Raw genomic sequence first — 22,524 nt, forward strand, 5'->3', positions numbered from 1 at the left:
ATTCGCCGCAGGGACTATTCTCGAATGTGCTTCGTCTGTTTCAAGCATCAATTGGAAGGGAATAGAAAAAGTAGCGAAAAAGAGGTGATGGTACATGGATTACGATGTGATGATCATAGGTGGGGGCATATCAGGACTTACACTCGCTGTGAAATTAGGACAGTGTAATGTGAAAACGCTATTAATTGAAAAAGATAAAAAGAGTGGGTTGATTTATAAAGGAGAACTGCTTCAGCCAAAGAGCCTTGAAGTTCTTGATCGGATTAATGTGTTAGAAGTTGTGAAAGAGAACGGGTTTCTTTTACCTTCGATCGAGTTTTATGAATATAACCAAACTGAAGATGGTTCGATGGAACAGCTTAGCGCAAATGAATTCCGCTACGATGTTATTCCCTCTCCATACAACACGTCACTTATGATTCCACATGAGCGACTAAAAGAACTTTTGTTTGAAGAGGCTTCGAAATATGATTCGGTTGACTATATACAACCAGCTAAATTAACGGGTTTTACTGAAGAAGAGCCCGAGAACAGGAAAGCCATTATTCAAACGAAAGATGGAGAGCGTGAAATTCACGCTAACTTTTATATTGGCGCCGAGGGAAGGGCGTCTCCGACAAGAACGGCAATGGAAGTTGAAATGAAGAATACGAAATACAATCACCATTTTTTAACAGTTTCGTTTCCCAGACCAGAAACGCTCGATCAGTCAACGATTATTACGACTCAAAATAAATTTGTTGGCCTTTTCCCACTTCCAAACAACGAAGTGAGAAGCGTTCTTTTAATTAAACCAGGCGAATTTAAGACGATGCGGGAAGAGGGGCTAGAATCGTTCTACCGTGCCTATTGTGAACTCATGCCTGAACTGGAAGGATACGTGCAACAGATTGATACGTGGAAAAAGATTCAGCTCATGATTCCGGTCAGACACAATGTTTCACATTACGTGAAGAACAATTTGATTTTGACCGGAGATGCGGCACATAGCGTTCACCCTATGGCAGGTGAAGGGATGAACCTGGCGATTCAGGATTCAGATGTGTTAGGAGAACTTCTCTGCTGGATGTTTGAAACGGATCAAACGGATTGGAAGCATCTAAAGTGGTATGAAAAAGTAAGAAAGCCGCGAGCAGAATATGTTTCAACATTAAGCCACCAGGCTGCATTGCTTTACTCATTTCCTTATCGTCCGTGGCAGAAGCTTCGTATAAAGGGAGTGAACCAAACAGAGCATTCCCCGCTCCTTCATTTTAAACAGATGCTGAATACATCGGGGCTGGGGATTTGGAAATTCACCTTATTGGATCGTATGAAACAAGCAGGATTCATTCCAGCTTCGATAGGGAATGGGAAATTAAGTAAGTATCCTGAAGAGAAAATGATGTTTACAAAAGAAGATGACTATCCGTGGTATCGCAAATGAGACGGGAGGAAGTAAAATGAAAGAAATAAAAAAAATCTGGCGTGCTCGAAAATGGATGAAAAGTAATGAGCCCTTTTTATATGCCTGGCACGCTCACGTAGGATATGTACATGATTTATTTGATGAATTCGAATCCGGCTCAACCGTCTCAAGCGTTGCGACCAAACGAGACATGAATGAACTGCTTCTAACAAGGTGGGCCGATGTTGGTGTGGCAATCGGTCATTTAACAACTGAAAAGAATGGAAACATTCGTTCAAAGAAACATATGGTAGAGTCTATCTCCAAAAACAGTGACCAGTCTGTTGGCATTTTATTAAAAGAAATGATGGAATTACATATTCCGATTCTGCTTTCTTATCCGGATTTACTAAACAAAGATCAGCATGCCTTATATCAGGATGAAGATTATGGTGGAACTGTTGCAGCGACATCAAGCTTTATTGAACGGTTTGCTTTTCCAAAAATTTATCAAGCTATTAAATCAACAAATGCAACTTCTGTCATTGATTTTGGTGCAGGATATGCAGGTTATTTATCGCGTATTGGGGCGAAGCTTGAACATATGAAACTTGTTGGAATTGAGAAAAATCGATCGGTTTGTTTGGATGCAGAGGAGAACATCCATTTTCCGTTAAAATCACCGATTAACCTGTATCCTGATGATATGATGACGTGGAAATGGGACGGGGAGCCATTTGATGTAGCCATGATGAACAATTTACTTTACTATTTTGCCCCTGAGGATCGAGTGAAGCTGTTTGAGAAAGCCTATGAAGTAACAGGGAGAAATGGTCAGCTTCTCATTATCACTCCAATGCATGAATCCAAGCATGGCCTTGCCTTTTCAGCAGCGTTTAATAGCTTCATGAGTGCACACGATAATCTTTTTCCGTTGCCGAGTCGCAAGGAAATGGAAGAGCTTGCTGCTGAAACTGGATTTCAATTAAAGCAGGTAAAACCCGTTGTCAAAGAAGGCGCATGGTACTTCTTGCGTTTTCAAAAAGTGTGAGACCTTTTAAAAGGTCTCTTTTTTTCGTTGTAACTGAGACATTTTGCACGAAACTTAGGCGTATGCATAATGTGAAAAGAGAGCAATGAGGGGAGGAAGATCTTTTTGTGTGGGATAACGGGATGGGTGGATTGGAAGAAAAGTCTAACAGGCGAAGAGAAAGTCCTCCAGCATATGGCGCAAACTTTATCAAAAAGAGGACCTGATGCATCAAACCATTGGGTTGATGGTCATTGTGGATTTGGTCATACGCGTTTAGTCGTTGTCGATCCGGCTGGTGGAAGTCAGCCGATGACAAGAAAGCATGGGGAAATCAACTATACCATTTGTTATAACGGTGAGTTATACAATACAGAGGATTTACGCAAAGTTCTCCTCGGTAAGGGGTATACTTTCCAATCTCATTCAGATACGGAAGTTCTTTTAACATGCTATGTTGAGTGGGGAGAGCAGTGCGTGGATCATTTGAATGGTATATTTGCCTTTGCGATTTGGGATGGAGAACGTCTCTTTCTTGCAAGAGACCGACTTGGAGTTAAACCATTATTCTATCGTCAAAGTGGAAGTTCGCTTCAATTCGGATCTGAACTTAAAGCGATACTTACGCATCCAGACGTCAAGAAGGAGATCGACCGAGGTGGTTTACAAGAAATCTTTGGCCTAGGTCCATCTCGTACGCCAGGTCACGGTGTTTTTCGTGGAATCAGTGAGCTCCGGCCGGGATTTGCTATGAAATTTGAACGGAGCGGAATTCGAATTTGGCGTTATTGGAATGTTGTCAGTACCGAGCACACGGATGACCTTGATACTACGGTGGAAAAGGTTGGCGATCTTTTAAAAGATTCGATTAAAAGGCAGCTTGTAGCGGATGTTCCCGTTTGTACGTTTTTATCCGGCGGGGTAGACTCTAGTGCGATTACTTCGGTTGCTGGGCGCGCATTTCAGGATGATGGGAAAGGTACGCTTCGCTCTTTTTCCGTAGACTATGTGGATAATGATAAATACTTTAAGAGTAGTGAATTTCAGCCTAATTCAGATGCACCTTGGATTAAGAAGGTTTCAGCAGAACTTGCAACAGATCATACGAACTGTGTGATTGACACAGCTCAGCTTGTTCATCATCTAAAAGAAGCGATTGAATGTCGTGATCTTCCAGGCATGGCTGACGTCGATTCATCTTTGCTATGGTTCTCAAAGGAAATCAAAAAACACGCAACTGTAGCGCTATCTGGTGAGTGTGCAGATGAGATCTTTGGTGGTTATCCTTGGTTTCATAAACCAGAGCTATTAGATCAAGAACAGTTCCCATGGATGCGGTCCACTCTTGAAAGACAGGCGATGTTAAAAGAAGACGTTCGGAATAAGTTGAAATTAGAAGACTACGTGATTGAAAGGTATCGTGAATCGATTCAAGAAACCCCGGCGCTTGATGGCGAAAGTGAAATCGAAGCAAAAAGAAGAGCCCTCTTTTATTTAAATTTAAATTGGTTTATGACAACGTTACTTGAACGCAAAGATCGTATGAGCATGGGGGCTAGTTTAGAAGTTAGGGTGCCGTTTTCCGATCATCGCATCATTGAATACGTTTGGAATGTACCGTGGGACATGAAGATGCTTGATGGAAGAGAAAAAGGGCTATTGCGTAAAGCGATGACTGGAACACTCTCGCATGATGTGCTCTACCGTAAAAAAAGCCCTTATCCTAAAACGTATAACCCGGCTTATACGAAAGCTGTTTCTTCATGGCTTCAAGATACGCTCAATAATAAGCAGGCGCCACTCCACGAATTAATCGATCAAAAAGTTGTTCAAGAAATTATCGATTCAGAAGGGAAAGCATTTAAAGTGCCTTGGTTCGGTCAGCTAATGGCGGGGCCACAATTAATTGCTCACCTTGCTCAAATCAATTACTGGATGGAACATCATAACGTGAATTTAGTGGATTAAGAAAAGGACCGGAGCGATGGGCTCCGGTCCTTTTCTATTGGTGTTTATAGTTTAGGGCTCCAAGTGCTTGTTGTTTCTAAACGGGCGCTTCCGCTTTTCGTGTCTAGCTGCGCGGGCCAAATCCTCCGGCTGTTTCGCCCTTGCGATTGAGACAAAAAGCGTCTCATTCGAAAGGGCTCCAACATCCTGCGGATTTAGGCAGGCCCGCTCCGCTTTTCATAGATCCAGCTGCAGTGGGCAGGGTCTCGATCGCTTCACCTTATCAAATGAACACAAAGACCGTGTTCTTTTGATAAGGCTCCAGCGCTTGTGGACCCTAAACGCCCACTTCCGCTTTTCGTAGATCCAGCTGCGACTCGCAGAAACTGCGATATTTCACTCTTTCACCAGAACACAAAGGGCGTGTTCTAGTTCAAGAGCTCCAATATCTCCGTTTCTAAACGCTCGGCTCCGCTTTTCGTGTCTAGCTGCAGCACCCAGACACTCGGTCACTTCACCTTTTCATCCGAACACAAAAACCGTGTTCAAATGAAAAGGCTCCAGTGCCTGCCGTGTCTAAACGGGCGCTTTCGCTTTTCGTTTTACCCACTAGTTTTTGCTTCGGCTGGTTGTTCTTTTACTCCTGGTTCGAGTCCGTTGAGTCGCTCGACTAGGCCGTGGCCGAATGGAGAGGGGGAGGATGGGCTTTCGTTGTTGTTAAGGATACCGCCTCTAAGTTCGTATGCTGTTGAGCCGTGCTCTGCGAAGTCAAGTCCTTGAATTTCTTCTTCACGCGAAACGCGGATCGAAGAGAAACGAGTATAGATGAATAAAAAGGTGCCGACTGTTCCCATTGTCCAGGCCATAACAGCTAGAATTCCAATTGCTTGAACGAGGATGAGGGATGCGCCGCCTCCATAGAATAATCCGCCATCGATAGCAAATAGTCCGACTGCTAGAGTTCCCCATACCCCACACACACCGTGAACGGCAATTGCTCCAACTGGATCATCCAATTTCACGCGACGGTCGATCAGTTGAACGGCTTCAATTAGAATAACTCCAGAAATGAGACCGATAAACATGGCGCCAATCGGGGACACGCTTGCTGTTCCTGCTGTAATGCCGACTAATCCAGCTAATGCGCCGTTTAGTGTTAAGGAAGCATCAATTTGCTTGTAGCGCACGTAAGAATAAAGGGCACTTCCAATGACACCACTTGATGCTGAGAGAAGAGTGGTTGCTACGATAGTAGGAATAAGTGCGTCGCTTGCTGAAAGAGTACTCCCTGCATTAAAACCAAACCAACCGAACCAGAGAATGAATACGCCAAGAGCGCCGAGTGGAATATTATGTCCTTGAATAACATTGACCTTGCCGTTCGAATATTTCCCAATACGTCCGCCGAGAAACGCTACGGCAACAACGGCTCCAAGCGCACCAGTCATATGAACGACCGTTGATCCTGCAAAGTCCGTGAAGCCTAACTCTGCAAGCCATCCGCCACCCCAGATCCAGTGGCCTACGACTGGGTAGACAAATCCAATCATGATCACTGTAACAGCGATATAGCTAATTAGTTTCATTCTTTCAGCTACTGCGCCAGAAATGATCGTTGCACAAGTTGCTGCAAAGACGGCCTGGAATACAAAGAATCCAAGATTTTCAGATTGTCCAAAAAGAAAGAAGCCATCACTCCCAATAAACCCGCCCGCTGACGAACCAAACATGAATCCGTAACCAACAATGAAGTAAAGAACTGCACCGATCGACATCGTTAGTAAGTTTTTCATTAAAATGTTTAATGCGTTTTTCGAGCGAGTAAATCCAGTTTCAACCATTGCGAATCCTGCGTGCATAAAGAATACGAGAAATGCAGCAATCATAATCCAAACCGTATCCATTGAAGCACTCAAGGCACTGACTTCTGTAGCATCACCTGCTGCGAAGACATGCCCACCTGAAAGAAGGAAGAGAAGAGCGAACAAACCAGTCATTTTTTTCATCGAATTTATCATCCTTTTCTTTTTATTTAAATGCCGTTAGTCCATGTTCACCAGATCGTATGCGAATAACATCCTCGACGGGATAGACAAATATTTTCCCGTCCCCAACTTCTCCAGTTGCACATATATCTCGAATATTCTTCACCACATGATCAAGGAGGTGGTCGTCAAAAATGAGCTCTACTTTAATTTTTGCTTGAAGTGAGACTTCGAAATGACTCCCTCTAAACACGCCTGTTTGCTTTTTTTGTAACCCGCATCCGGCTACCTCGGAAACGGTCATACCTGTGATTCCTTCATCTCGCAATCGATCTCTCAGATCCTGGAATGCTTCAGGACGAATAATGGCTTCTACTTTTTTCATATAAGACCCTCCATGTCAGTTTTTCTAACATTGCCTTTTTTCTATATCCTCATGTTATGCTCAGAAAACATGAAATTCAAGCTTATTTTTAGAAAATTTAAAATACTTTGTTAGAAAATCTAACTATGACAGAAGTGAATTATCAGAATATTCGAGGCGGAATAAGGGTGGTTGCGCTTACAGAGTAGTTAGAGAGTTTGAAGCAAAAAAAATCTCCCGGATTCAATATCCGAGAGATTCGTCCTTAACTTAAAAGCAAAATCGCATAGCCAAATGATTTGAGATGAAGTGGAGAGCCATGCTCATAGCGACTGCCCAATAGACTTTTAGGTTCTTCATGGAAAGAAGATAGATCAATATCTACTTCATCGGATGAATTGTTTAATAGAAAAAGAAGTGTTTCATCTTTCCCTTGCTTCTTGTATTGAATTAGCGTTTCATTTGAATCGACGATTTTAAAATCTCCGCCATTGCTAAATGCTGCATACTGTTTTCGAAGAGAAAGAATTTCTTTTAGAAACTCATATAGCTCGGTATCCTGTTCGCTCTTTTCCCATATCATACATTCGCGGCATCCAGGATCTGCGCCACCTTTCATTCCAACTTCGTCACCATAATAGATGCATGGCGTTCCTGGGAAGGAGAATTGAAGGATGTACATTAGTTTGACAACTTCTTTATTTTCTTTCGCTAACGTTAAAAGTCTTGGTGTATCATGACTTCCTAATAAATTAAACGCAACCTTATTGACGTTAGCGGGGTAAGAATGAAGAAGTGAGGAGAGACGGTCTCCCATCGTTTCGGCAGTGATCGTGTTAGAGGCGTAATGGTCAAGAAGGGCGGACGCTAGCGGATAGTTCATTACAGCGTCAAACTGATCCCCTTGTAGCCATGGCATCGAATCGTGCCAAATCTCCCCAAGAATATAAAGCTCTGGTTTAACTTTCTTTACTTCTTTCCTAAATTCGCGCCAGAAACGATGATCAATTTCATTGGCGACATCTAAACGCCACCCATCAATATCGAATTCTTCAATCCAATAGCGACCAACTTGAAGTAAGTACTCTCTTACTTCTGGATTTTCTGTGTTTAGTTTAGGCATCTTGGCTTCGAAAGCAAATGTATCATAGGAAGGTAGTGGCTTTGTTTCAATTGGATAAGAGCGGACGTGAAACCAGTCTTTATAACGGGATTGTTCAGCGTTTTTAAGTAAATCTTGAAACGGTTCGAAGTAATAGCCGCTATGATTGAAAACAGCGTCAAGCATCACTTTGATTCCCCGCTCATGACAGGCATCGACGAGTTTTTTAAACGTTTCTTTATTTCCAAATTGAGGATCAATCTCCATATAATCAATCGTATCGTATTTATGGTTTGATTCAGCTTTGAAAATGGGGGTGAAATAAATCCCATTTATTCCAAGCTCGATCAAATGGTCAAGGTGGTCTAAAACTCCTTGAAAGTCGCCACCAAAAAAGTTATTTTGCTGAGGAGGGTATTCACCCCATGGCAGTGTTCCTTTCGGATTTAGCGAAGCATCACCATTTGCAAATCGCTCAGGGAAGATTTGATACCACACTGTATCCTTCACCCAAGAAGGCGCAGTGAAAACATCAGCACGATGGAGAAAAGGAAAACTAAAATAGTCATTCGTGTCTTCGGGTTGTTTTTCATAGAAGCCTTTTTCTGTATAGAAATACGCTTCATCCTTATCTTCAAGATAGAATCCGTATCGTAAACGGCGATAAGGCGGTTGGATTGCAATGATCCAATAATCGAAGAGCGAATCTGAACCGCTTATCTCGAGCGGTTCAGAAGAGAATTGCCATTTGTTATTTTGCCAGTCGTAGGGGTCACCATAAATGAGTGAGACTGAAGTAAGATCGTCTTTTTTTGTCCGAACCATAACATGTAGTGTTTCTTGATCATTAGCATAAGCATAATTGTTCTTTGGACGGTGATAGATGGCTTCTTTGAGCATTAAAAATATACCTCCTCGTGCAATCGCTTGCATTTAGTTTTAAAAAAATTACCCTAGCTTTTTGTAATAGAAGAAAGGCTTGCAATGTTCCTTCTCTATCAAATGTAGAAGATCAATCGCTTCTAGTCAAATGTAAAAAACAAGGAGGAATTAGTATTTCAAAAAAATTTTGAAAAAACTTTGTGCAAGCGGTTGCGAAAAAATAATAGGCATGTATAATAGGTTATAGATAGTCAGTGCAATCGTTTTCACGAGAGTATATGAAAGCGCTTGTATGATGATCGAAAATTTAAGAGGGGGTTAACACATGAAACGCTTTTTCGCTTTGTTTCTTACACTAGTTCTTGCAATCGGCGTTCTTGCAGCATGCGGACCGCAAAACAATGAAAACGCTTCAAGTAACGGTGGAGGCAGTGATTCTGAAGGGGATGACGCTAACAAACCTGAGAAGCTTGTTGTTTGGGAAGATACAGATAAAGGGATTGCGCTTGAACCGGCAATTGCTAGTTTTGAAGAAGAGTATGGCATTAAAGTAGAATTTAAAGAACTAGGTATGGCGGATGAAATTAGAGAACAAATTCGTCTTGACGGCCCAGCAGGTACTGGACCTGATGTTATTACACTACCACACGATCAAATTGGACAAGCTGCGGTTGAGGGACTTATTTCTCCAATCGAAGTTGAGCAGTCCGTTGTTGATACGTTTACAGAATCTTCTATTGAAGCAGAAAGCTTTGATGGAAACCTATACGGACTTCCAAAAGCAACAGAAACACCTGTTTTTATTTACAACAAAGAACTTATGGACAAAGCACCAGAATCTATGGATGAAGTCTATGATTTCGCAAAAGATTTTACAAAAGACAAGCAGTATGGCTTCTTAGCACTTTGGGATAATTTCTATTTTGCAAACGCTGTCTTGGCTGGTTATGGCGGCTATGTCTTTGATCGCACAGATGATGGCCTGAATCCGGAAGATATCGGTCTGAACAATGAAGGTGCAGTAGAAGGTACTGAGTACATCCAGAAATGGTACGAAGAAGGGCTATTCCCTAAAGGTCTTATTGGTGAAAATGGTGGATCTACGATGGACGGTCTCTTTAATGAAGGTAAAGCGGCTTCTGTTATGAACGGACCATGGTCTTTCCAGGGTTATAAAGATGCTGGAATTGATATTGGTGTAGCACCAATGCCTAAACTTCCAAATGGCGAAAACTTTAAAACATTTATCGGTGTTAAAGGTTGGCACGTAAGTAATTTCTCTGAGAACAAAGAGTGGGCTACAAAGCTCGTAGAATGGTTAACTAACGAGGAAAATGCGAAGATTCGTTATGAAGAAACAGCTGAAATTCCTCCAGTTAAATCACTAATTGAAGACCCAGTTATTGCTGATAATGAAGGTGCTTCTGCAGTTGCCGTTCAATCTCAATATGGTGTTCCTATGCCGAATATTCCAGAAATGGCAGAAGTATGGGAGCCAGCAGCATCAGCTCTTCAACTAGTGGCTACGAAAAAGCAAGAGCCAAAAGCTGCACTAGATGAGGCAACTAAAACAATTAAGTCTCAAATCGAACAAAATCACAGCAACTAATGAGTTGAAAATTCAAAGCGGTACTCCGGAAACGGGGTACTGCTTCTCACTTTAAAGCTAGAAAAGTGGGGAGAAGAAAGGGGATTGCCATCACGATGGAGGCAACTGAACGTCAAACCAAGCATCGCAAAACAGCATTAGCACTCTCAATCATACCTGGATTTGGTCAGTTTTATAATAAGCAAATCCTCAAAGGACTCATGTTCTTTATTCTAACCGTTTCCTTTGCAGTTGCTTTTGCTGACTTAATCAACATTGGACTATGGGGGATCGTTACGCTAGGAGAACAGCTACCGCGAGATCATTCCATCTTCTTGTTAACTCAGGGAATTATCGCTGTCCTTGTTATCCTAATTGGATTGGTTATTTACTTCTTAAACCTGAGGGATGCGTACTTGAACGGAAGAAATCGTGATCTTGGCATTCCTCTAAATTCTGTGAGAGAGCAATATCGAAATGTTGCAGATCAAGGTTTTCCTTATTTAATGTTAACGCCAGGCTTTTTCTTGTTAATCTTTGTTGTTATTTTTCCAATATTGTTTGTTATTTTGCTTTCATTTACAAACTACGATCTCTATCATTCTCCACCAGCTAATTTAGTTGACTGGATCGGGATTCAAAACTATATTGATATATTTAAATTAGATATTTGGCGCGATACATTTTTGGATGTGTTTTCGTGGACGATCGTTTGGACATTTGTTGCAACGACTGGACAAATTGCGATTGGAATTTTTCTCGCTGTCTTAATGAATCAGAAAGACCTTAAATTTAAAGGCATATTTAGAACAATCTTTATCTTGCCATGGGCCGTACCAGCATTCGTATCTATTCTTGTGTTCGCAGGGATGTTTAATGAAACGTTTGGTGCGATAAACAATGACATTTTAGCAGCGTTCGGGATCGATGCAATACCTTGGCTTACAGAGCCATTCTGGACGAAAATTGCTTTAATTTTGATACAGTTCTGGCTTGGATTCCCGTTTATATTTGCAATGGTGACAGGTGTACTGCAATCGATTCCAGATGAGTTATATGAAGCTGCGACGGTTGACGGAGCAAATATGTGGCAGAAGTTCAGAGGGATTACACTTCCAATGGTCCTGTTTGCCATCGCTCCCATCTTAATTACGCAATACACGTTTAACTTCAATAACTTTAATGTGATTTACCTGTTTAATGGCGGGGGACCTGCCGTTTCAGGTCAAACGGCTGGTTCCACTGACATTTTGATTTCGTGGATATACAAGCTAACATTTACTTCCGCACAATATGGAAAAGCTGCCGCAATTACAATGATCCTATCAGCGATTGTTATCGGTGTTGCACTGTGGCAGTTTAGAAGAACGAAATCATTCCAAGAAGAGGATATGATGTAATATGAGTCCAAAAATGCAGAATACCGTACGCTTAACCTTGTCCTATATTGCGATTGCAATTGCATGCGTCATTATTTTATATCCAGTTCTCTGGATCGTAGGATCATCGTTTAATCCTGGAGACAGCTTATCTGGATCATCGATTATTCCAAAAGATGCAACGCTCGATCACTACAAATCGTTGTTTAATACAGAAGAAAGTGACTACCTACTCTGGTACTGGAACACGCTTAAGATTTGTATCATTACTATGATTCTAGCCGTAGCTATGATTTCTTGTATGGCCTATGCTTTCTCTCGCTATCGTTTTGTTGGTCGTAAAAATGGCTTAATGACGTTCTTAATCCTTCAAATGATTCCGAACTTTGCGGCATTGATCGCAATTTACGTACTGGCTTACATTACCGGATTATTAGATACACACTTTGCCTTAATCCTTGTTTATGCAGGTGGGTTACTTCCGATGAATACGTGGTTAGCGAAAGGCTATTTTGATACAATTCCTAAAGAACTTGACGAGTCAGCGCGTATTGACGGAGCAGGGCACTTTCGGATTTTCTGGCAAATCATTTTGCCACTTGCGAAACCGATTCTTGCTGTTGTAGCACTATTTAGCTTCATTACGCCGTTCACTGACTTTATCCTTGCTCAAGTTATCCTTAGGAGTGAAGAGAAGTTTACGCTTGCTGTTGGTCTTTACAAAATGATTTCTGATCAATTTGGGAATGAGTTTACAACATTTGCAGCTGGATCTGTTTTGATTGCCATTCCAATTTCAATCCTATTCCTATCGCTTCAACGCTACTTTATTTCTGGCCTAACGGCTGGAGGAACAAAAGGATAGATCTCAGACTGGAGAAAGAAGATGAAGAGGAAAGCTTCTCTTATTCCTTCTTTCTCTTTTTTATCTAACCTTACGGGTGAAAACCAACCTAATAAATACCCATCGAAACATTTAGGATTGGGCATACGATTCTATAGGTTAGGCAGAGATGTCTTTTTATTAAGAAATCGTTTACAATAAATGATTAGGTCATGATTAATGAAAATGTGCTAGGCGCTAAAGTGCTACTAGCTTTGTATAGGAGGAATTCCAATGGCTGTAACGATAAAAGATGTAGCAAAACTTGCGAATGTCGCACCTTCTACAGTGTCACGTGTTATCGCAAACAATCCCAGAATTAGTGAACAAACGAAACGCCGTGTAAGAGAAGCGATGGAAGAGCTTGGCTATCATCCTAACTACAATGCAAGAAGTCTTGCCAATCGGAGTACCCAAACAATTGGTCTTGTGATGCCAAGTTCTGCCGATAAAGCTTTGCAGAATCCGTTCTTTCCTGAAGTTCTTCGTGGGATTAGCACGAAGGCGCACGAAAAAGAATACACGCTTTACCTTTCAACTGGCGCAACTGAAGAGGAAATGCTGCAAGGGGTTATGGGGATGGTCCACGGTCGGAGAGTGGATGGAATCGTCATGCTGTACTCAAGAATCGATGATAAAATCATGGCATTTCTTGAGCAACAGAACTTTCCATTTACAGTGATAGGTAAGCCGCTAGTAAATCCTGATTCCATTACGCATGTCGATAATGATAATTTTCGAGCCGCGAAAGATGTGACCGATCACTTTATAGGAAAAGGACACGAACGAATTGCGTTTGTTGGAGGAAATTTAGATCTAGTGGTAACAGTCGATCGACTAAGCGGGTATGAAAAGGCACTACGAGAAGCGGATATTCCATACAGGGATGATTATGTCGTTCATGTAGAGTTTCTGAAAGAGGGTGGACATGAAGCGGTAATGGAACTGTTTTCATTAGAACAACCGCCAACCGCGCTCGTGGTAGCCGACGATCTAATGGCCTTAGGAATCATGAGCAAATTAGATGAAATGGGATTATCTGTCCCTCAAGATGTTTCTATTATTAGCTTTAACAATGTCATGCTAGCAGAATATGCTAGTCCCCCATTAACGTCTGTCGATATTAATATCTTTCAACTAGGGTATCAGGCCGTTAATTGCTTACTTGAAAAAATTGATGACAATGAGATGGCGAGTAAACGAGTCTGCATACCGCATCAAGTCGTAGATCGCTGGTCAGTCAGAACGCTCAACGAAAGTGAAAAAGTAAACTAACCGTCTTATAGATGGTTAGTTTTTTTGCTGAGTAGCCAGTCTATTATTTCTTTAAAGGGTTGATGATCTCTTGCCTTTTCATAATCGCGGAATGGTCTCAATTTACGCTTTAACACGCGTTCCATTGAAAAATCAGTAGGCGTTAATCCATCTTTTAATTCATTCCATTCAATTGGTGCGGCAACTAACCCTTCAGCATTTCCACGAGGGGAATACGGTGCAATGATTGTTTTACCTGAAGCATGTTGGACATAGTCAACATAAAGACGCTCATTTCGGTTCTTTTTAAGACGCTCAATTGTGAACAAGTTAGGGTTCGTTTCAACTAAGAATCTTGCCATAAATGCAGTAAATACCTTTGTTTGTTCATAAGTGAAAGTATCGATTGGAAGCGGAATGTGAATTTGAAGTCCTTTGTTTCCTGATAGTTTCAAAAAACCTGTTACATGAAGGCGATCAAGGTTATCTTTTATTTGTTTTGCGGCGAGTACCGCTAGATGAAACGCCTGATTAGAAGGAGGATCAAGGTCAAAAACAATTTCGGAGGGCTTTTGGGTTTGATAGGTAGAGAAAGGAATATGAAATTCAATTGCAGCTTGGGTGCCAAGCCATAGCAAGGAAGGTAGATCAGAGCAAATCATGTAATTGTTATCGTGGTGCTCAACTGTTTTAATAAAGTCTGGAGCATATTCAGGACAGTTTCTCTGATAAAAAGCTTCTCCATTAATACCATCAGGATATCGAATGACCGTCAACGGTTTGTTATGTAGAAATGGAAGCATAAGGGGAGAGATTCTAGCTAAATAATTCAAATAGTCAGCTTTGGTAACGCCTTTCCATAGAAGCTTCTCTGCATTCGTAATCGTAAGCTCTACATCTCCCACAGTGATTGAATGTTGTCCCATGTACAATCCTCCAATGATCGATCAAAACAAAACTGATGAAACCTCGGGTGTCTCAATTTTTCTTTATATAGATCAAGGTATTTAAGCTGAATGACTATGCCTGGATCTACATACGTTAAACCAGCTTTTTGGTATACTTTATTACGTTTCATCACTTCAAATAAAGCTGTCCTTTCTTCTGAACGTAGCCCGTGTGTAAAATTCGCTACTGGATAAATGTCACCTGATCGCTTAACAGCTGTATGTAAATAACCGTTTGTTTGATCATATGCATGCAAAAAAACAGTAGCAATTTTCCAATTTTTTACCTTTAACCAGTACTTCGTTCGTTTTCCAGGCGAGTAGATGCTGTCAGCTTTTTTGCAAACCATTCCTTCCCCCTTGTTAGAGGTAATCAAATTCCATAGGGAATCGGCATGAGTGTATGAAGCAACATAATAAATACTGTTGTTCGAAGGGATTTTTTTAATGATTTTTTGAAGATATGTCTTTCTATTGATTAGTGGAGTTGATAAAAAGGTATCATTGTTTAATTCTATAAGATCAAACGCCATAAACGAAAGGTTATCTTCTTGACCGGTATGAAGGGCTTCAAAATTTGCGAAGTATTTATTTTTTAATACACACACTTCACCATCTAAAATGCAATATGAAATGTTAGTCTCTTTAAACAATTTGATAAGGGAGTGATGCAACAGTTGAAATTTCTTATTAAAATTGTGACCATTTCGACTCGTTAACGTTATCGTATTCCCATCCCAGTTTAAGAAAGTACGATAGCCATCATATTTTACCTCATACAACCAGTTTGCTGTATAGGGAATTGAAGCGGTAAGTGTAGGGAGCATAGGAAGATAGGTTGAAGTCATTTAGCGACCTTCTTTTTCCTTGGTGCAGCTTTTTTCTTTTTTGGGGGCGCCTTAGGACTTGTATCTAAGCTTGCTTGTAGGGCATCCATCAGATCGGCAACATTTCTTTTCGGTTTTTCTTCCACAACTTTTATTTCATTCCCAGAAATTTTGCTCTCAATAAGGGCTAATATCGCTTCACGTCGCTCATCTTTGTATTGAGAAGGGTCAAATTTTGTTGTTAGTTGCTCGATTAATTGTTTTGCTAACTTCTTTTCTTTATCGCTAACTTCGAGTTCTTCAGGTATATCTGGAACATTATCGATTTCCCTTACTTCATCAGGGAAGTACATCGTTTCAAGCATCAAACCTTTGTCATATACTCGCACCGCTGCAAGGTGTTCTTTAGAGCGTATCGTTATTTTAGCGAGCCCAATTCTCCCTGACTCTTCCATTGCTTGTTTTAACAGCATATACGGTTTACTCCCGTGATCATTTGGGCCGATAAAATAGGAGCGATTGAAATAGATTGGATCAATGTCATTTAATTCAACAAAATCTACAATTTCGACTGATTTGTTTTTTTCATGAGCCAGTGCTTCAATCTCATCCTTTTCCATGATGACGAACTTACCATCTTCATATTCATAACCCCGCACAATATCTTCTGATTCTAACGGTCGATCACAATTTGGGCAGCGCTTTTCATATTGGATCGGAGTATGACATTCCTTATGAAGGTAACGCATCTTAATATCCTTATCTTCTGTCGCAGCATAAAGCTTAACAGGTATATTAACCAATCCAAAGCTAATAGCCCCCTTCCACGTCGTATGCAACACACTCACCCTTTCCAATTCTTTTCACTTAGTTTCTCACAAGAATAAAAAATCATAATAGAAAAAAATGGTGGAGAGAAATGTAGGCTGGTAGCAAAAAAACCTCCACTGGAGATTTTTTTAAGAAGTAACGTACTGTCCGCCATTAATGTGGATTGTTTGACCAGTCATATAAGAAGAATCATCCGATCCAAGAAGGACGTAAGCGGCAGCTAATTCCTCGGGCTGACCCGGTCGTCCCATCGGGGTATTCGTTCCAAAATTCTTTACCTTTTCAGCAGAAAACGTTGAAGGAATAAGCGGCGTCCAGATTGGTCCAGGTGCAACGCTGTTCACCCTTATTCCTTTACCTACAAGTGATTTCGCGAGACTTCTCGTGAACGTTGTAATCGCGCCTTTTGTACTAGAATAGTCAATGAGCTGTTCATTTCCCTCATAAGCCGTAACGGAAGAGGTGTTAATAATCGCACTACCTTTCTTCAGGTGAGGAAGCGCTGCTTTCGTTAAGTAAAACATCGAAAAGACGTTCGTTCGAAAAGTCTTTTCAAGTTGCTCAGCTGTAATTTCTTCAATGCTCTGCTTAGGGTGCTGTTCAGCTGCATTGTTGATTAAAATATCCAATTGTCCGAAGTGATCAACCACCTGTTTGATCACGCTTGTCGCAAAGCGTTCATCACCAATATCTCCAGGTAATAACAAGCACTGAGTACCTTCATCTTCTATTTGTTTCTTCGTGTTCTGTGCATCTTCATGTTCGTCCAGGTAGACGATAGCTACATGAGCACCTTCTTTTGCATAAGCGATTGCAGCTGCTTCGCCAATTCCGCTATCTCCTCCAGTAATCAGGGCAACTTTACTTGTTAATTTTCCAGAACCCTTGTAGTCTTGGTCCTCTGTAAGGGGGAGGGGGTTCATTTGTTTTTCAGATCCAGGTTGGTGGTTTTGATGCTGAGCAGGTTGTCCTTCAGTTTGTCTAAAATCCGGTCGCATGTTAGCACTCCTTTTCCTTTGTCCTTATGTAAGAGTTTACCAATAAATATCTTTTCTAATCCTAATGTGGGAGAAGTAATGATGACCTTTCCATTACATGATAAAATGAAGCATACTTAAATGTAGTTTGTGAGGCGAAAGGCATGAATGTTGATTTAAAAGAATCGGAATTTAAAGAACAGCTCGCTACGTTTTTAGAAGAGAGTCAGCCCCTAATTGTTGAAAAATGGTTGGAGGGGGCAAAAATATCTCCTGATGATCCGTATTATGAAGAAATCATTAAAAATGGAAAGCGCACGGTTGAACTGATTTCTCGCTATATTCGAGTGCAGAATGAAAATTGGATCATCACGCTAACGAAAAAAATTGCTAATGAACGCATTGAGGCAAATGTTAATATTGGCGAATTTATTGCGAATATTAACTTCGGTCGATCCGTTGTGCTCTCCGTTCTACATGAGTCATCTTTTAACAGAAATGAATTGTCGCAAGGACTGCAAATCATAAATAATTACTTTAACGCTTATTCTTATCATTCGGTTACGGAATATACGAAGTTGAAAGATCATATTATTCAGGATAAAAATAAATTTATTCAAGAAATGCACAGCGACCGGTTAACCATTCTTGGCCAACTTGGGGCGAGTTTTGCTCATGAGTTTCGTAATCCCTTAACTTCAATTAAAGGGTTTTTGAAATTAATTGAAGATGAGTGTGAAGCGAATCACCCCTCAGGAAAGCATTATTTTGAAATTCTTAACAGTGAAATGAAGAGTCTTGAAGAAAAGGTAAGCCAATTTCTCTTTTTATCGAAAATGCGCGGTATCGATGATCACCCTTTGTCTTTAAACTTAAGTGGTTTATTACGATACACAATCGATATTCTTTATCCACGTCTTCTTGAATCAAATATAGAAGTCGATACTGACATTGCAGCCGATATTCCGTTATTTGGCGTCGAAGAGCAAATTAAACAGGTTGTTCTTAATATCATGATTAATTCCATTGAAGAGTTAAATGAAAACATCATCGAGAAACGAAAAATAAAGGTCAAGGCAAAAGAAAATAATGGAAGAATCACAGTAGAAATTTCGAATAATGGACGTCAAATACCATCGCATCTTGTGGAAAGCATCTTTCAACCGTTTATTAGCACGAAGAGGCTTGGAACAGGACTAGGGCTCTCGGTTTGCAAACAAATTATTGAAAAGCATGAGGGTGTCATATCCGTTACTTCCAATCCTGAACAAACCACTTTCGTCATCGAGCTTCCAGTGATGGTTGACAAAGGTGTCAAAGAAGAGTAGTTTAATAGTATCAACCGATTACATTTAAAGCTTTTATATATCCACTAGGGGAGTCATTTGAATGACTGAGACAGGTGTGCCTGGACCCTTTGAACCTGATCTGGTTAGCGCCAGCGGAGGAAAGTGGAGACGGATGCCACCGCAGCCGCTCCATTTCTGGAGCGGCTTTTTGACGTAGAAAAAACGTTGAAAGCGAGTTGCTTCAGAAATGACGGATCAACGGTATTCAAGCTCCTTTCCTCTTCATCAGGTGGATGAAAAGCGGAGAGGAGTTTTTTTATGTCATTTACGAAACAGTTAAGAGAAGAAGCGGCACCGATTTTTGAGGCGATTTTCAACCATCCATTTGTGAGGGGGATCGCTGAAGGAAAGTTAGAGAAGGAACAATTAGTCCACTACGTAAAGCAGGATTTTGAGTATTTGAATACGTTTGTAAGAATCTATGGGATTGCGTTATCAAAGTGTGAAAATCGAGAAGAAATGGCACTTTTCAATGAGCAAATATCTTTTGTCCTTCATAGTGAAATTCATCCACATAACAATCTATGTCGCGCCGCTGGCGTTTCTTATGAAGAGCTACAAGGCTATCCACTTGCGCCGACGGCACACCATTATACGAGACACATGCTTGATGCCGCCTATTCCGGAACGCTAGGTGAAATTGTTGCAGCGCTATTGCCATGTCCATGGACGTATCTTGAGATTGGCCAGCGCTTAATGGAAGAGGTCAATCCTAAAGAAGATCACCCTTTTTATGATTGGATTACGTTTTACGGAGAGAAGTCAATGGAACCAGTTACCGATCAACTTAGAGGGATATTGGACGCCTGGGCTGAAACGGCACCAGAACGAGAGTTAAAGCGAATCAAAGACTATTTCATACTTAGCTGTCAATTGGAATATGGTTTTTGGGAAATGGCTTATCAAGTGGAAGAGTGGCCAGTAGCGATACAAAAAGGTGAGCGCGTATGAAACGATTGAAGCTTTCAGATATTTTAATAACAATTGTGATTGCCCTGGTGTTTGGCATTATTTATAAACTGTGGGGACCGGTTTACGCCATTTTAAAACCTTTTGGACTACATGTTGGGGACGTCATTTACGGTATGTGGTTCATTGCGGGAACCGTTGCGATTCTTCTTTTACGTAAGCCAGGAGTCGCTTTACTAGCGGAAACGGCTGCTGCATCTGGGGAGTTTCTCGTTGGATCAGAATACGGTTTATCTGTTCTTCTATATGGAATCGTACAAGGACTGGGTACGGAATTAATGTTTGCTTTATTTGGTTACAAAAGATACACCGCTTTTGTTGCAGCACTTGGAGGAATTGCTGCAGCGGTAGGTTCATTAGTCATGGATGCTGCCTATGGCTATGTGATGGATCTCGCGCTTTGGAATTTACTTCTTCTTATCGGTGCCCGTTTGTTAGGTGGCTTTTTGATAGCTGGAATTCTTGCTTATTTTCTTGTTGAGGCTTTAGAGAAAACCGGCGTCACAACCTTAATTAGACCTGCAAGCGATGAGGATTACAAGGCGTTGGATCAGTAAGGGGTGGTAACATGAAAGTTGGCGTATCAAATCTTCGTGTAAAATACGCAGGAGCAAAAACGTTATTGTTTAACAACTTGTCACTTCAAGTTGAAGAGGGAGAAAAAGTCTTATTTCTTGGACCGAGTGGATGTGGCAAGTCGACACTGTTACAAATTTTATCTGGCTTAATTCCGAATGCCGTTCCAGTTCCGATGAAAGCGGACCAAGTGAAAACTCCTGAGTCTTCGGGCGTTGTCTTTCAAGATCCGGATTCTCAATTTTGCATGCCTTATGTAGATGAAGAGATGGCTTTCGTTCTCGAGAATCGAGCAATACCTCAACCTGAAATGAAGAAGTTGATTTGTCTCTATCTTCATAAAGTGGGTCTTTCCTTTTCTGATCCACATGTCGAAATAAGCTCTCTTTCTCAAGGAATGAAACAGCGTCTCGCCATCGCTTCTATGCTTGCTCTCGAACCAGACGTTATCTTTTTAGATGAACCAACCGCATTGCTCGATCCGGAAGGAACAACGGAAGTTTGGAATACGATAAAGCAAATCAATGAAAAACAAACGATGATCATCGTGGAACATAAAATTGATGAAGTAATTCACTTTGTTGATCGAATTGTGTTATTTGATTCAAAAGGAAAGATGATTGCCGATGCCGATCCTAAAAGTGTGTTTTCATTTTATAAGCCTAAACTAAAGGAATACGGCATCTGGTATCCGGGCGTTTGGGATGAACATAGGAAAGAAAATAATCTTCCAGCCCCTTATGTAAAAGGACAGCAACTGATGGTCATAAATCAGCTACAAGGCTACCGCGGAAAAACGCCAAAAATTGAAGTATCAGATGCGATTGCTCATGAAGGCGAATGGATTGTGGTTACAGGTAAAAATGGAGCTGGAAAGAGTTCATTTCTGTTAAGTTTGATGAATGTCATGAAAACAACAGGTACGAAAAGCGTAAGAGGGCAATTAAAAACAATCAAGGCATCGCGAGAGCAGCTTGCTTTTGTTTTTCAAAATCCGGAATTTCAGTTTATTACAAATTCCGTATATGATGAGCTTGCTTACTCACTTGAGATGATGGACGACAGGAACGTAGCAGAAAAAGTAAAGAACTGGCTCGAGGCTTATGATTTACATCACGTTCAAAACCTTCATCCTTATCAGCTTTCTACCGGTCAAAAGAGACGACTAAGTGTGGGGACGTCATTGTTTGGGGATCAACCTGTTTTGTTGTTAGATGAACCAACATTTGGACAGGATGCAAGCAATACATTTAAGCTTCTAGATTTATTTGAACAATTAAGGTCTAAGGGTATGCTAATTATAATGGTTACGCATGATGAGATGGTTGTGCAAAACTACGCTACGAGAGAGTGGGTCATACATGAGGGAAAGCTGATCGAAGATAGGAAGTTAGAACGTCGGGAAGAGGAGGAACGTTATGCAGTGGACTCTACAATATGAAGAAACCTGGCTTCATCGCTTAAACCCTGCCTTTAAATTGGTTTTCTTTCTTTCACTATTTCTCACTCTCTTGTTTGTTCATAATCCGAATGTGATGAGTAATTTAACCTTTGTACCGTTCATTCTAGTTTTATTTGCAACAGGACATCGAAGGATCGTAATAGCGCTATTGCTTATCCCGTTTTTATTATTATTTTTCTCAAGTGCATCGAGCATGATGTTTTTTGGGCAAGGATCCACAACATGGTGGAGGTGGGGAATTGTTCACATTACGGAAGAAAGCTTTTTTCGAGGGCTCCACATTGGATTTCGAGCGTTAAATTTCGCTCTATTAGGTCTGTTATTTGCGCTTACGACGCGACCTGTCTTTCTATTTTATTCTCTCATTCAACAGCTTAAAGTGCCGCCTAGGTTTGCCTATAGTTTCATGGCAGCTGTGCGAATTCTTCCCGTTATGGTGGAGGAGTTCCAACAGCTTAGGGCCGCTTTATTAATTCGAGGAGTGAAAAAGAAAAAAGGGTTGCGACGCGTCACGCAATCCATTATGCTCTACGCTGTTCCGCTACTCTCGCAAAGCATTCGTAGAGCTCATCGGATTGCTGTTGCGATGGAAGCGAAGCAGTTTAATAATAAAGAGAGAACGTATTATTACAAACAGACTTTTTCGAAAGTAGACATTTATTTTGTTCTCTATATCATAGCGGGCTTTTGTCTCTCATATTGGATCGGTTATACGTTCCCATACTTTGAGATAACAGATGTTCGAAATTAAGAAACCAGCTAGTTAAACTAGCCGGTTTCTTTGT

19 protein-coding genes and 1 riboswitch are annotated in these 22,524 nt (G+C 41.0%); of the genes, 12 read left to right on the top strand and 7 right to left on the bottom strand.

Going from position 1 to position 22,524, the window contains the following annotated elements; translation table 11 throughout:
• The first annotated feature begins 94 nt into the window (after window positions 1-94).
• From LCL91_RS01295 to asnB, 3 genes are all read left to right on the top strand, one after another.
• On the top strand, window positions 95-1,426 hold the full coding sequence (locus tag LCL91_RS01295) for an FAD-dependent oxidoreductase (protein WP_224879298.1): 1,332 nt from the start codon (window positions 95-97) through the stop codon (window positions 1,424-1,426).
• Window positions 1,427-1,442: 16 nt separating this feature from the next.
• On the top strand, window positions 1,443-2,438 hold the full coding sequence (locus LCL91_RS01300; protein ID WP_224879300.1) for a class I SAM-dependent methyltransferase: 996 nt from the start codon (window positions 1,443-1,445) through the stop codon (window positions 2,436-2,438).
• A 105-nt stretch (window positions 2,439-2,543) separates the two neighbouring features.
• Complete coding sequence (gene asnB / locus LCL91_RS01305; RefSeq protein ID WP_224879302.1) at window positions 2,544-4,385, top strand: asparagine synthase (glutamine-hydrolyzing); 1,842 nt, start codon at window positions 2,544-2,546, stop codon at window positions 4,383-4,385.
• 581 nt (window positions 4,386-4,966) lie between these two features.
• Here asnB and LCL91_RS01310 read toward each other — a convergent pair.
• The 3 genes from LCL91_RS01310 to LCL91_RS01320 all read right to left on the bottom strand — a co-directional run bounded on the left by LCL91_RS01310 (window position 4,967) and on the right by LCL91_RS01320 (window position 8,715).
• Window positions 4,967-6,370, bottom strand: coding sequence for an ammonium transporter (locus LCL91_RS01310; RefSeq protein WP_224879305.1), 1,404 nt, complete (start codon window positions 6,368-6,370; stop codon window positions 4,967-4,969).
• A gap of 22 nt (window positions 6,371-6,392) precedes the next feature.
• Window positions 6,393-6,734 (bottom strand): P-II family nitrogen regulator, encoded by a 342-nt coding sequence (locus LCL91_RS01315; protein ID WP_098443077.1) that lies wholly within the window; start codon window positions 6,732-6,734, stop codon window positions 6,393-6,395.
• A gap of 244 nt (window positions 6,735-6,978) precedes the next feature.
• Entirely contained in the window at window positions 6,979-8,715 is a 1,737-nt protein-coding gene (locus LCL91_RS01320) for a glycoside hydrolase family 13 protein (protein ID WP_224879307.1), read from the bottom strand.
• A gap of 307 nt (window positions 8,716-9,022) precedes the next feature.
• Here LCL91_RS01320 and LCL91_RS01325 point away from each other — a divergent pair, with 307 nt between their 5' ends.
• The 4 genes from LCL91_RS01325 to LCL91_RS01340 all read left to right on the top strand — a co-directional run bounded on the left by LCL91_RS01325 (window position 9,023) and on the right by LCL91_RS01340 (window position 13,822).
• Window positions 9,023-10,306, top strand: a complete 1,284-nt coding sequence (locus LCL91_RS01325; protein ID WP_224879309.1) for an extracellular solute-binding protein — start codon at window positions 9,023-9,025, stop codon at window positions 10,304-10,306.
• Window positions 10,307-10,401: 95 nt separating this feature from the next.
• Window positions 10,402-11,685: a carbohydrate ABC transporter permease gene (locus tag LCL91_RS01330; protein ID WP_098443080.1), complete on the top strand. Its 1,284-nt coding sequence runs from the start codon at window positions 10,402-10,404 to the stop codon at window positions 11,683-11,685.
• Between the two features lies 1 nt (window position 11,686).
• Entirely contained in the window at window positions 11,687-12,529 is an 843-nt protein-coding gene (locus tag LCL91_RS01335) for a sugar ABC transporter permease (RefSeq protein WP_159782131.1), read from the top strand.
• Between the two features lie 252 nt (window positions 12,530-12,781).
• Window positions 12,782-13,822, top strand: coding sequence for a LacI family DNA-binding transcriptional regulator (locus tag LCL91_RS01340; RefSeq protein WP_224879311.1), 1,041 nt, complete (start codon window positions 12,782-12,784; stop codon window positions 13,820-13,822).
• Between the two features lie 5 nt (window positions 13,823-13,827).
• On the opposite strand, the gene ligD (LCL91_RS01345) is transcribed toward LCL91_RS01340, so the two are convergent.
• The 4 genes from ligD (LCL91_RS01345) to LCL91_RS01360 all read right to left on the bottom strand — a co-directional run bounded on the left by ligD (LCL91_RS01345) (window position 13,828) and on the right by LCL91_RS01360 (window position 17,404).
• Window positions 13,828-14,727: a non-homologous end-joining DNA ligase gene (ligD, locus tag LCL91_RS01345; RefSeq protein WP_224879313.1), complete on the bottom strand. Its 900-nt coding sequence runs from the start codon at window positions 14,725-14,727 to the stop codon at window positions 13,828-13,830.
• Window positions 14,694-15,596 carry a non-homologous end-joining DNA ligase gene (ligD, locus tag LCL91_RS01350; RefSeq protein WP_224879316.1) on the bottom strand — a complete coding sequence of 301 codons (903 nt, stop codon included), beginning with the start codon at window positions 15,594-15,596 and terminating at the stop codon, window positions 14,694-14,696. The genes ligD (LCL91_RS01345) and ligD (LCL91_RS01350) overlap by 34 nt, the downstream gene beginning before the upstream one ends.
• Window positions 15,593-16,417: a Ku protein gene (locus LCL91_RS01355; RefSeq protein WP_425589652.1), complete on the bottom strand. Its 825-nt coding sequence runs from the start codon at window positions 16,415-16,417 to the stop codon at window positions 15,593-15,595. Before LCL91_RS01355 ends, ligD (LCL91_RS01350) begins: the two co-directional genes overlap by 4 nt.
• Window positions 16,418-16,534: 117 nt before the next feature.
• Window positions 16,535-17,404 carry an SDR family oxidoreductase gene (locus LCL91_RS01360; protein WP_224879320.1) on the bottom strand — a complete coding sequence of 290 codons (870 nt, stop codon included), beginning with the start codon at window positions 17,402-17,404 and terminating at the stop codon, window positions 16,535-16,537.
• A gap of 143 nt (window positions 17,405-17,547) precedes the next feature.
• Between LCL91_RS01360 and LCL91_RS01365 the strand changes: the two genes are divergently transcribed.
• From LCL91_RS01365 to LCL91_RS01385, 5 genes are all read left to right on the top strand, one after another.
• The gene (locus tag LCL91_RS01365) at window positions 17,548-18,711 is read left to right on the top strand and encodes a histidine kinase N-terminal domain-containing protein (protein WP_224879323.1); all 1,164 of its coding nucleotides are present in this window, start codon (window positions 17,548-17,550) and stop codon (window positions 18,709-18,711) included.
• Window positions 18,712-18,747: 36 nt separating this feature from the next.
• Window positions 18,748-18,850: riboswitch (TPP riboswitch) on the top strand.
• Between the two features lie 140 nt (window positions 18,851-18,990).
• Window positions 18,991-19,683: a thiaminase II gene (tenA, locus tag LCL91_RS01370; RefSeq protein ID WP_224879325.1), complete on the top strand. Its 693-nt coding sequence runs from the start codon at window positions 18,991-18,993 to the stop codon at window positions 19,681-19,683.
• On the top strand, window positions 19,680-20,258 hold the full coding sequence (locus tag LCL91_RS01375; RefSeq protein ID WP_224879327.1) for an ECF transporter S component: 579 nt from the start codon (window positions 19,680-19,682) through the stop codon (window positions 20,256-20,258). Before tenA ends, LCL91_RS01375 begins: the two co-directional genes overlap by 4 nt.
• A gap of 11 nt (window positions 20,259-20,269) precedes the next feature.
• The gene (locus LCL91_RS01380; RefSeq protein WP_224879330.1) at window positions 20,270-21,718 is read left to right on the top strand and encodes an ABC transporter ATP-binding protein; all 1,449 of its coding nucleotides are present in this window, start codon (window positions 20,270-20,272) and stop codon (window positions 21,716-21,718) included.
• On the top strand, window positions 21,696-22,490 hold the full coding sequence (locus LCL91_RS01385) for an energy-coupling factor transporter transmembrane component T family protein (RefSeq protein WP_224879332.1): 795 nt from the start codon (window positions 21,696-21,698) through the stop codon (window positions 22,488-22,490). Before LCL91_RS01380 ends, LCL91_RS01385 begins: the two co-directional genes overlap by 23 nt.
• Window positions 22,491-22,524: the final 34 nt, after the last annotated feature.

The sequence above is a fragment of the Guptibacillus hwajinpoensis genome (assembly GCF_020171785.1).
In the GTDB taxonomy this organism is placed as follows: domain Bacteria; phylum Bacillota; class Bacilli; order Bacillales; family Guptibacillaceae; genus Guptibacillus; species Guptibacillus sedimenti.

Bases quoted from the DNA above. Each gene is read 5' to 3' on its own strand.
- LCL91_RS01360 (WP_224879320.1), bottom strand. From the start codon at position 17,404: ATGCGACCGGATTTTAGACAAACTGAAGGACAACCTGCTCAGCATCAA.
- ligD (WP_224879316.1), bottom strand. From the start codon at position 15,596: ATGACTTCAACCTATCTTCCTATGCTCCCTACACTTACCGCTTCAATT.
- LCL91_RS01300 (WP_224879300.1), top strand. From the start codon at position 1,443: ATGAAAGAAATAAAAAAAATCTGGCGTGCTCGAAAATGGATGAAAAGT.
- LCL91_RS01375 (WP_224879327.1), top strand. From the start codon at position 19,680: ATGAAACGATTGAAGCTTTCAGATATTTTAATAACAATTGTGATTGCC.
- LCL91_RS01325 (WP_224879309.1), top strand. From the start codon at position 9,023: ATGAAACGCTTTTTCGCTTTGTTTCTTACACTAGTTCTTGCAATCGGC.
- LCL91_RS01340 (WP_224879311.1), top strand. From the start codon at position 12,782: ATGGCTGTAACGATAAAAGATGTAGCAAAACTTGCGAATGTCGCACCT.
- tenA (WP_224879325.1), top strand. From the start codon at position 18,991: ATGTCATTTACGAAACAGTTAAGAGAAGAAGCGGCACCGATTTTTGAG.
- LCL91_RS01315 (WP_098443077.1), bottom strand. From the start codon at position 6,734: ATGAAAAAAGTAGAAGCCATTATTCGTCCTGAAGCATTCCAGGATCTG.
- ligD (WP_224879313.1), bottom strand. From the start codon at position 14,727: ATGGGACAACATTCAATCACTGTGGGAGATGTAGAGCTTACGATTACG.
- LCL91_RS01320 (WP_224879307.1), bottom strand. From the start codon at position 8,715: ATGCTCAAAGAAGCCATCTATCACCGTCCAAAGAACAATTATGCTTAT.
- LCL91_RS01380 (WP_224879330.1), top strand. From the start codon at position 20,270: ATGAAAGTTGGCGTATCAAATCTTCGTGTAAAATACGCAGGAGCAAAA.
- LCL91_RS01295 (WP_224879298.1), top strand. From the start codon at position 95: ATGGATTACGATGTGATGATCATAGGTGGGGGCATATCAGGACTTACA.
- LCL91_RS01365 (WP_224879323.1), top strand. From the start codon at position 17,548: ATGAATGTTGATTTAAAAGAATCGGAATTTAAAGAACAGCTCGCTACG.
- LCL91_RS01335 (WP_159782131.1), top strand. From the start codon at position 11,687: ATGAGTCCAAAAATGCAGAATACCGTACGCTTAACCTTGTCCTATATT.
- LCL91_RS01310 (WP_224879305.1), bottom strand. From the start codon at position 6,370: ATGAAAAAAATGACTGGTTTGTTCGCTCTTCTCTTCCTTCTTTCAGGT.
- LCL91_RS01385 (WP_224879332.1), top strand. From the start codon at position 21,696: ATGCAGTGGACTCTACAATATGAAGAAACCTGGCTTCATCGCTTAAAC.
- LCL91_RS01330 (WP_098443080.1), top strand. From the start codon at position 10,402: ATGGAGGCAACTGAACGTCAAACCAAGCATCGCAAAACAGCATTAGCA.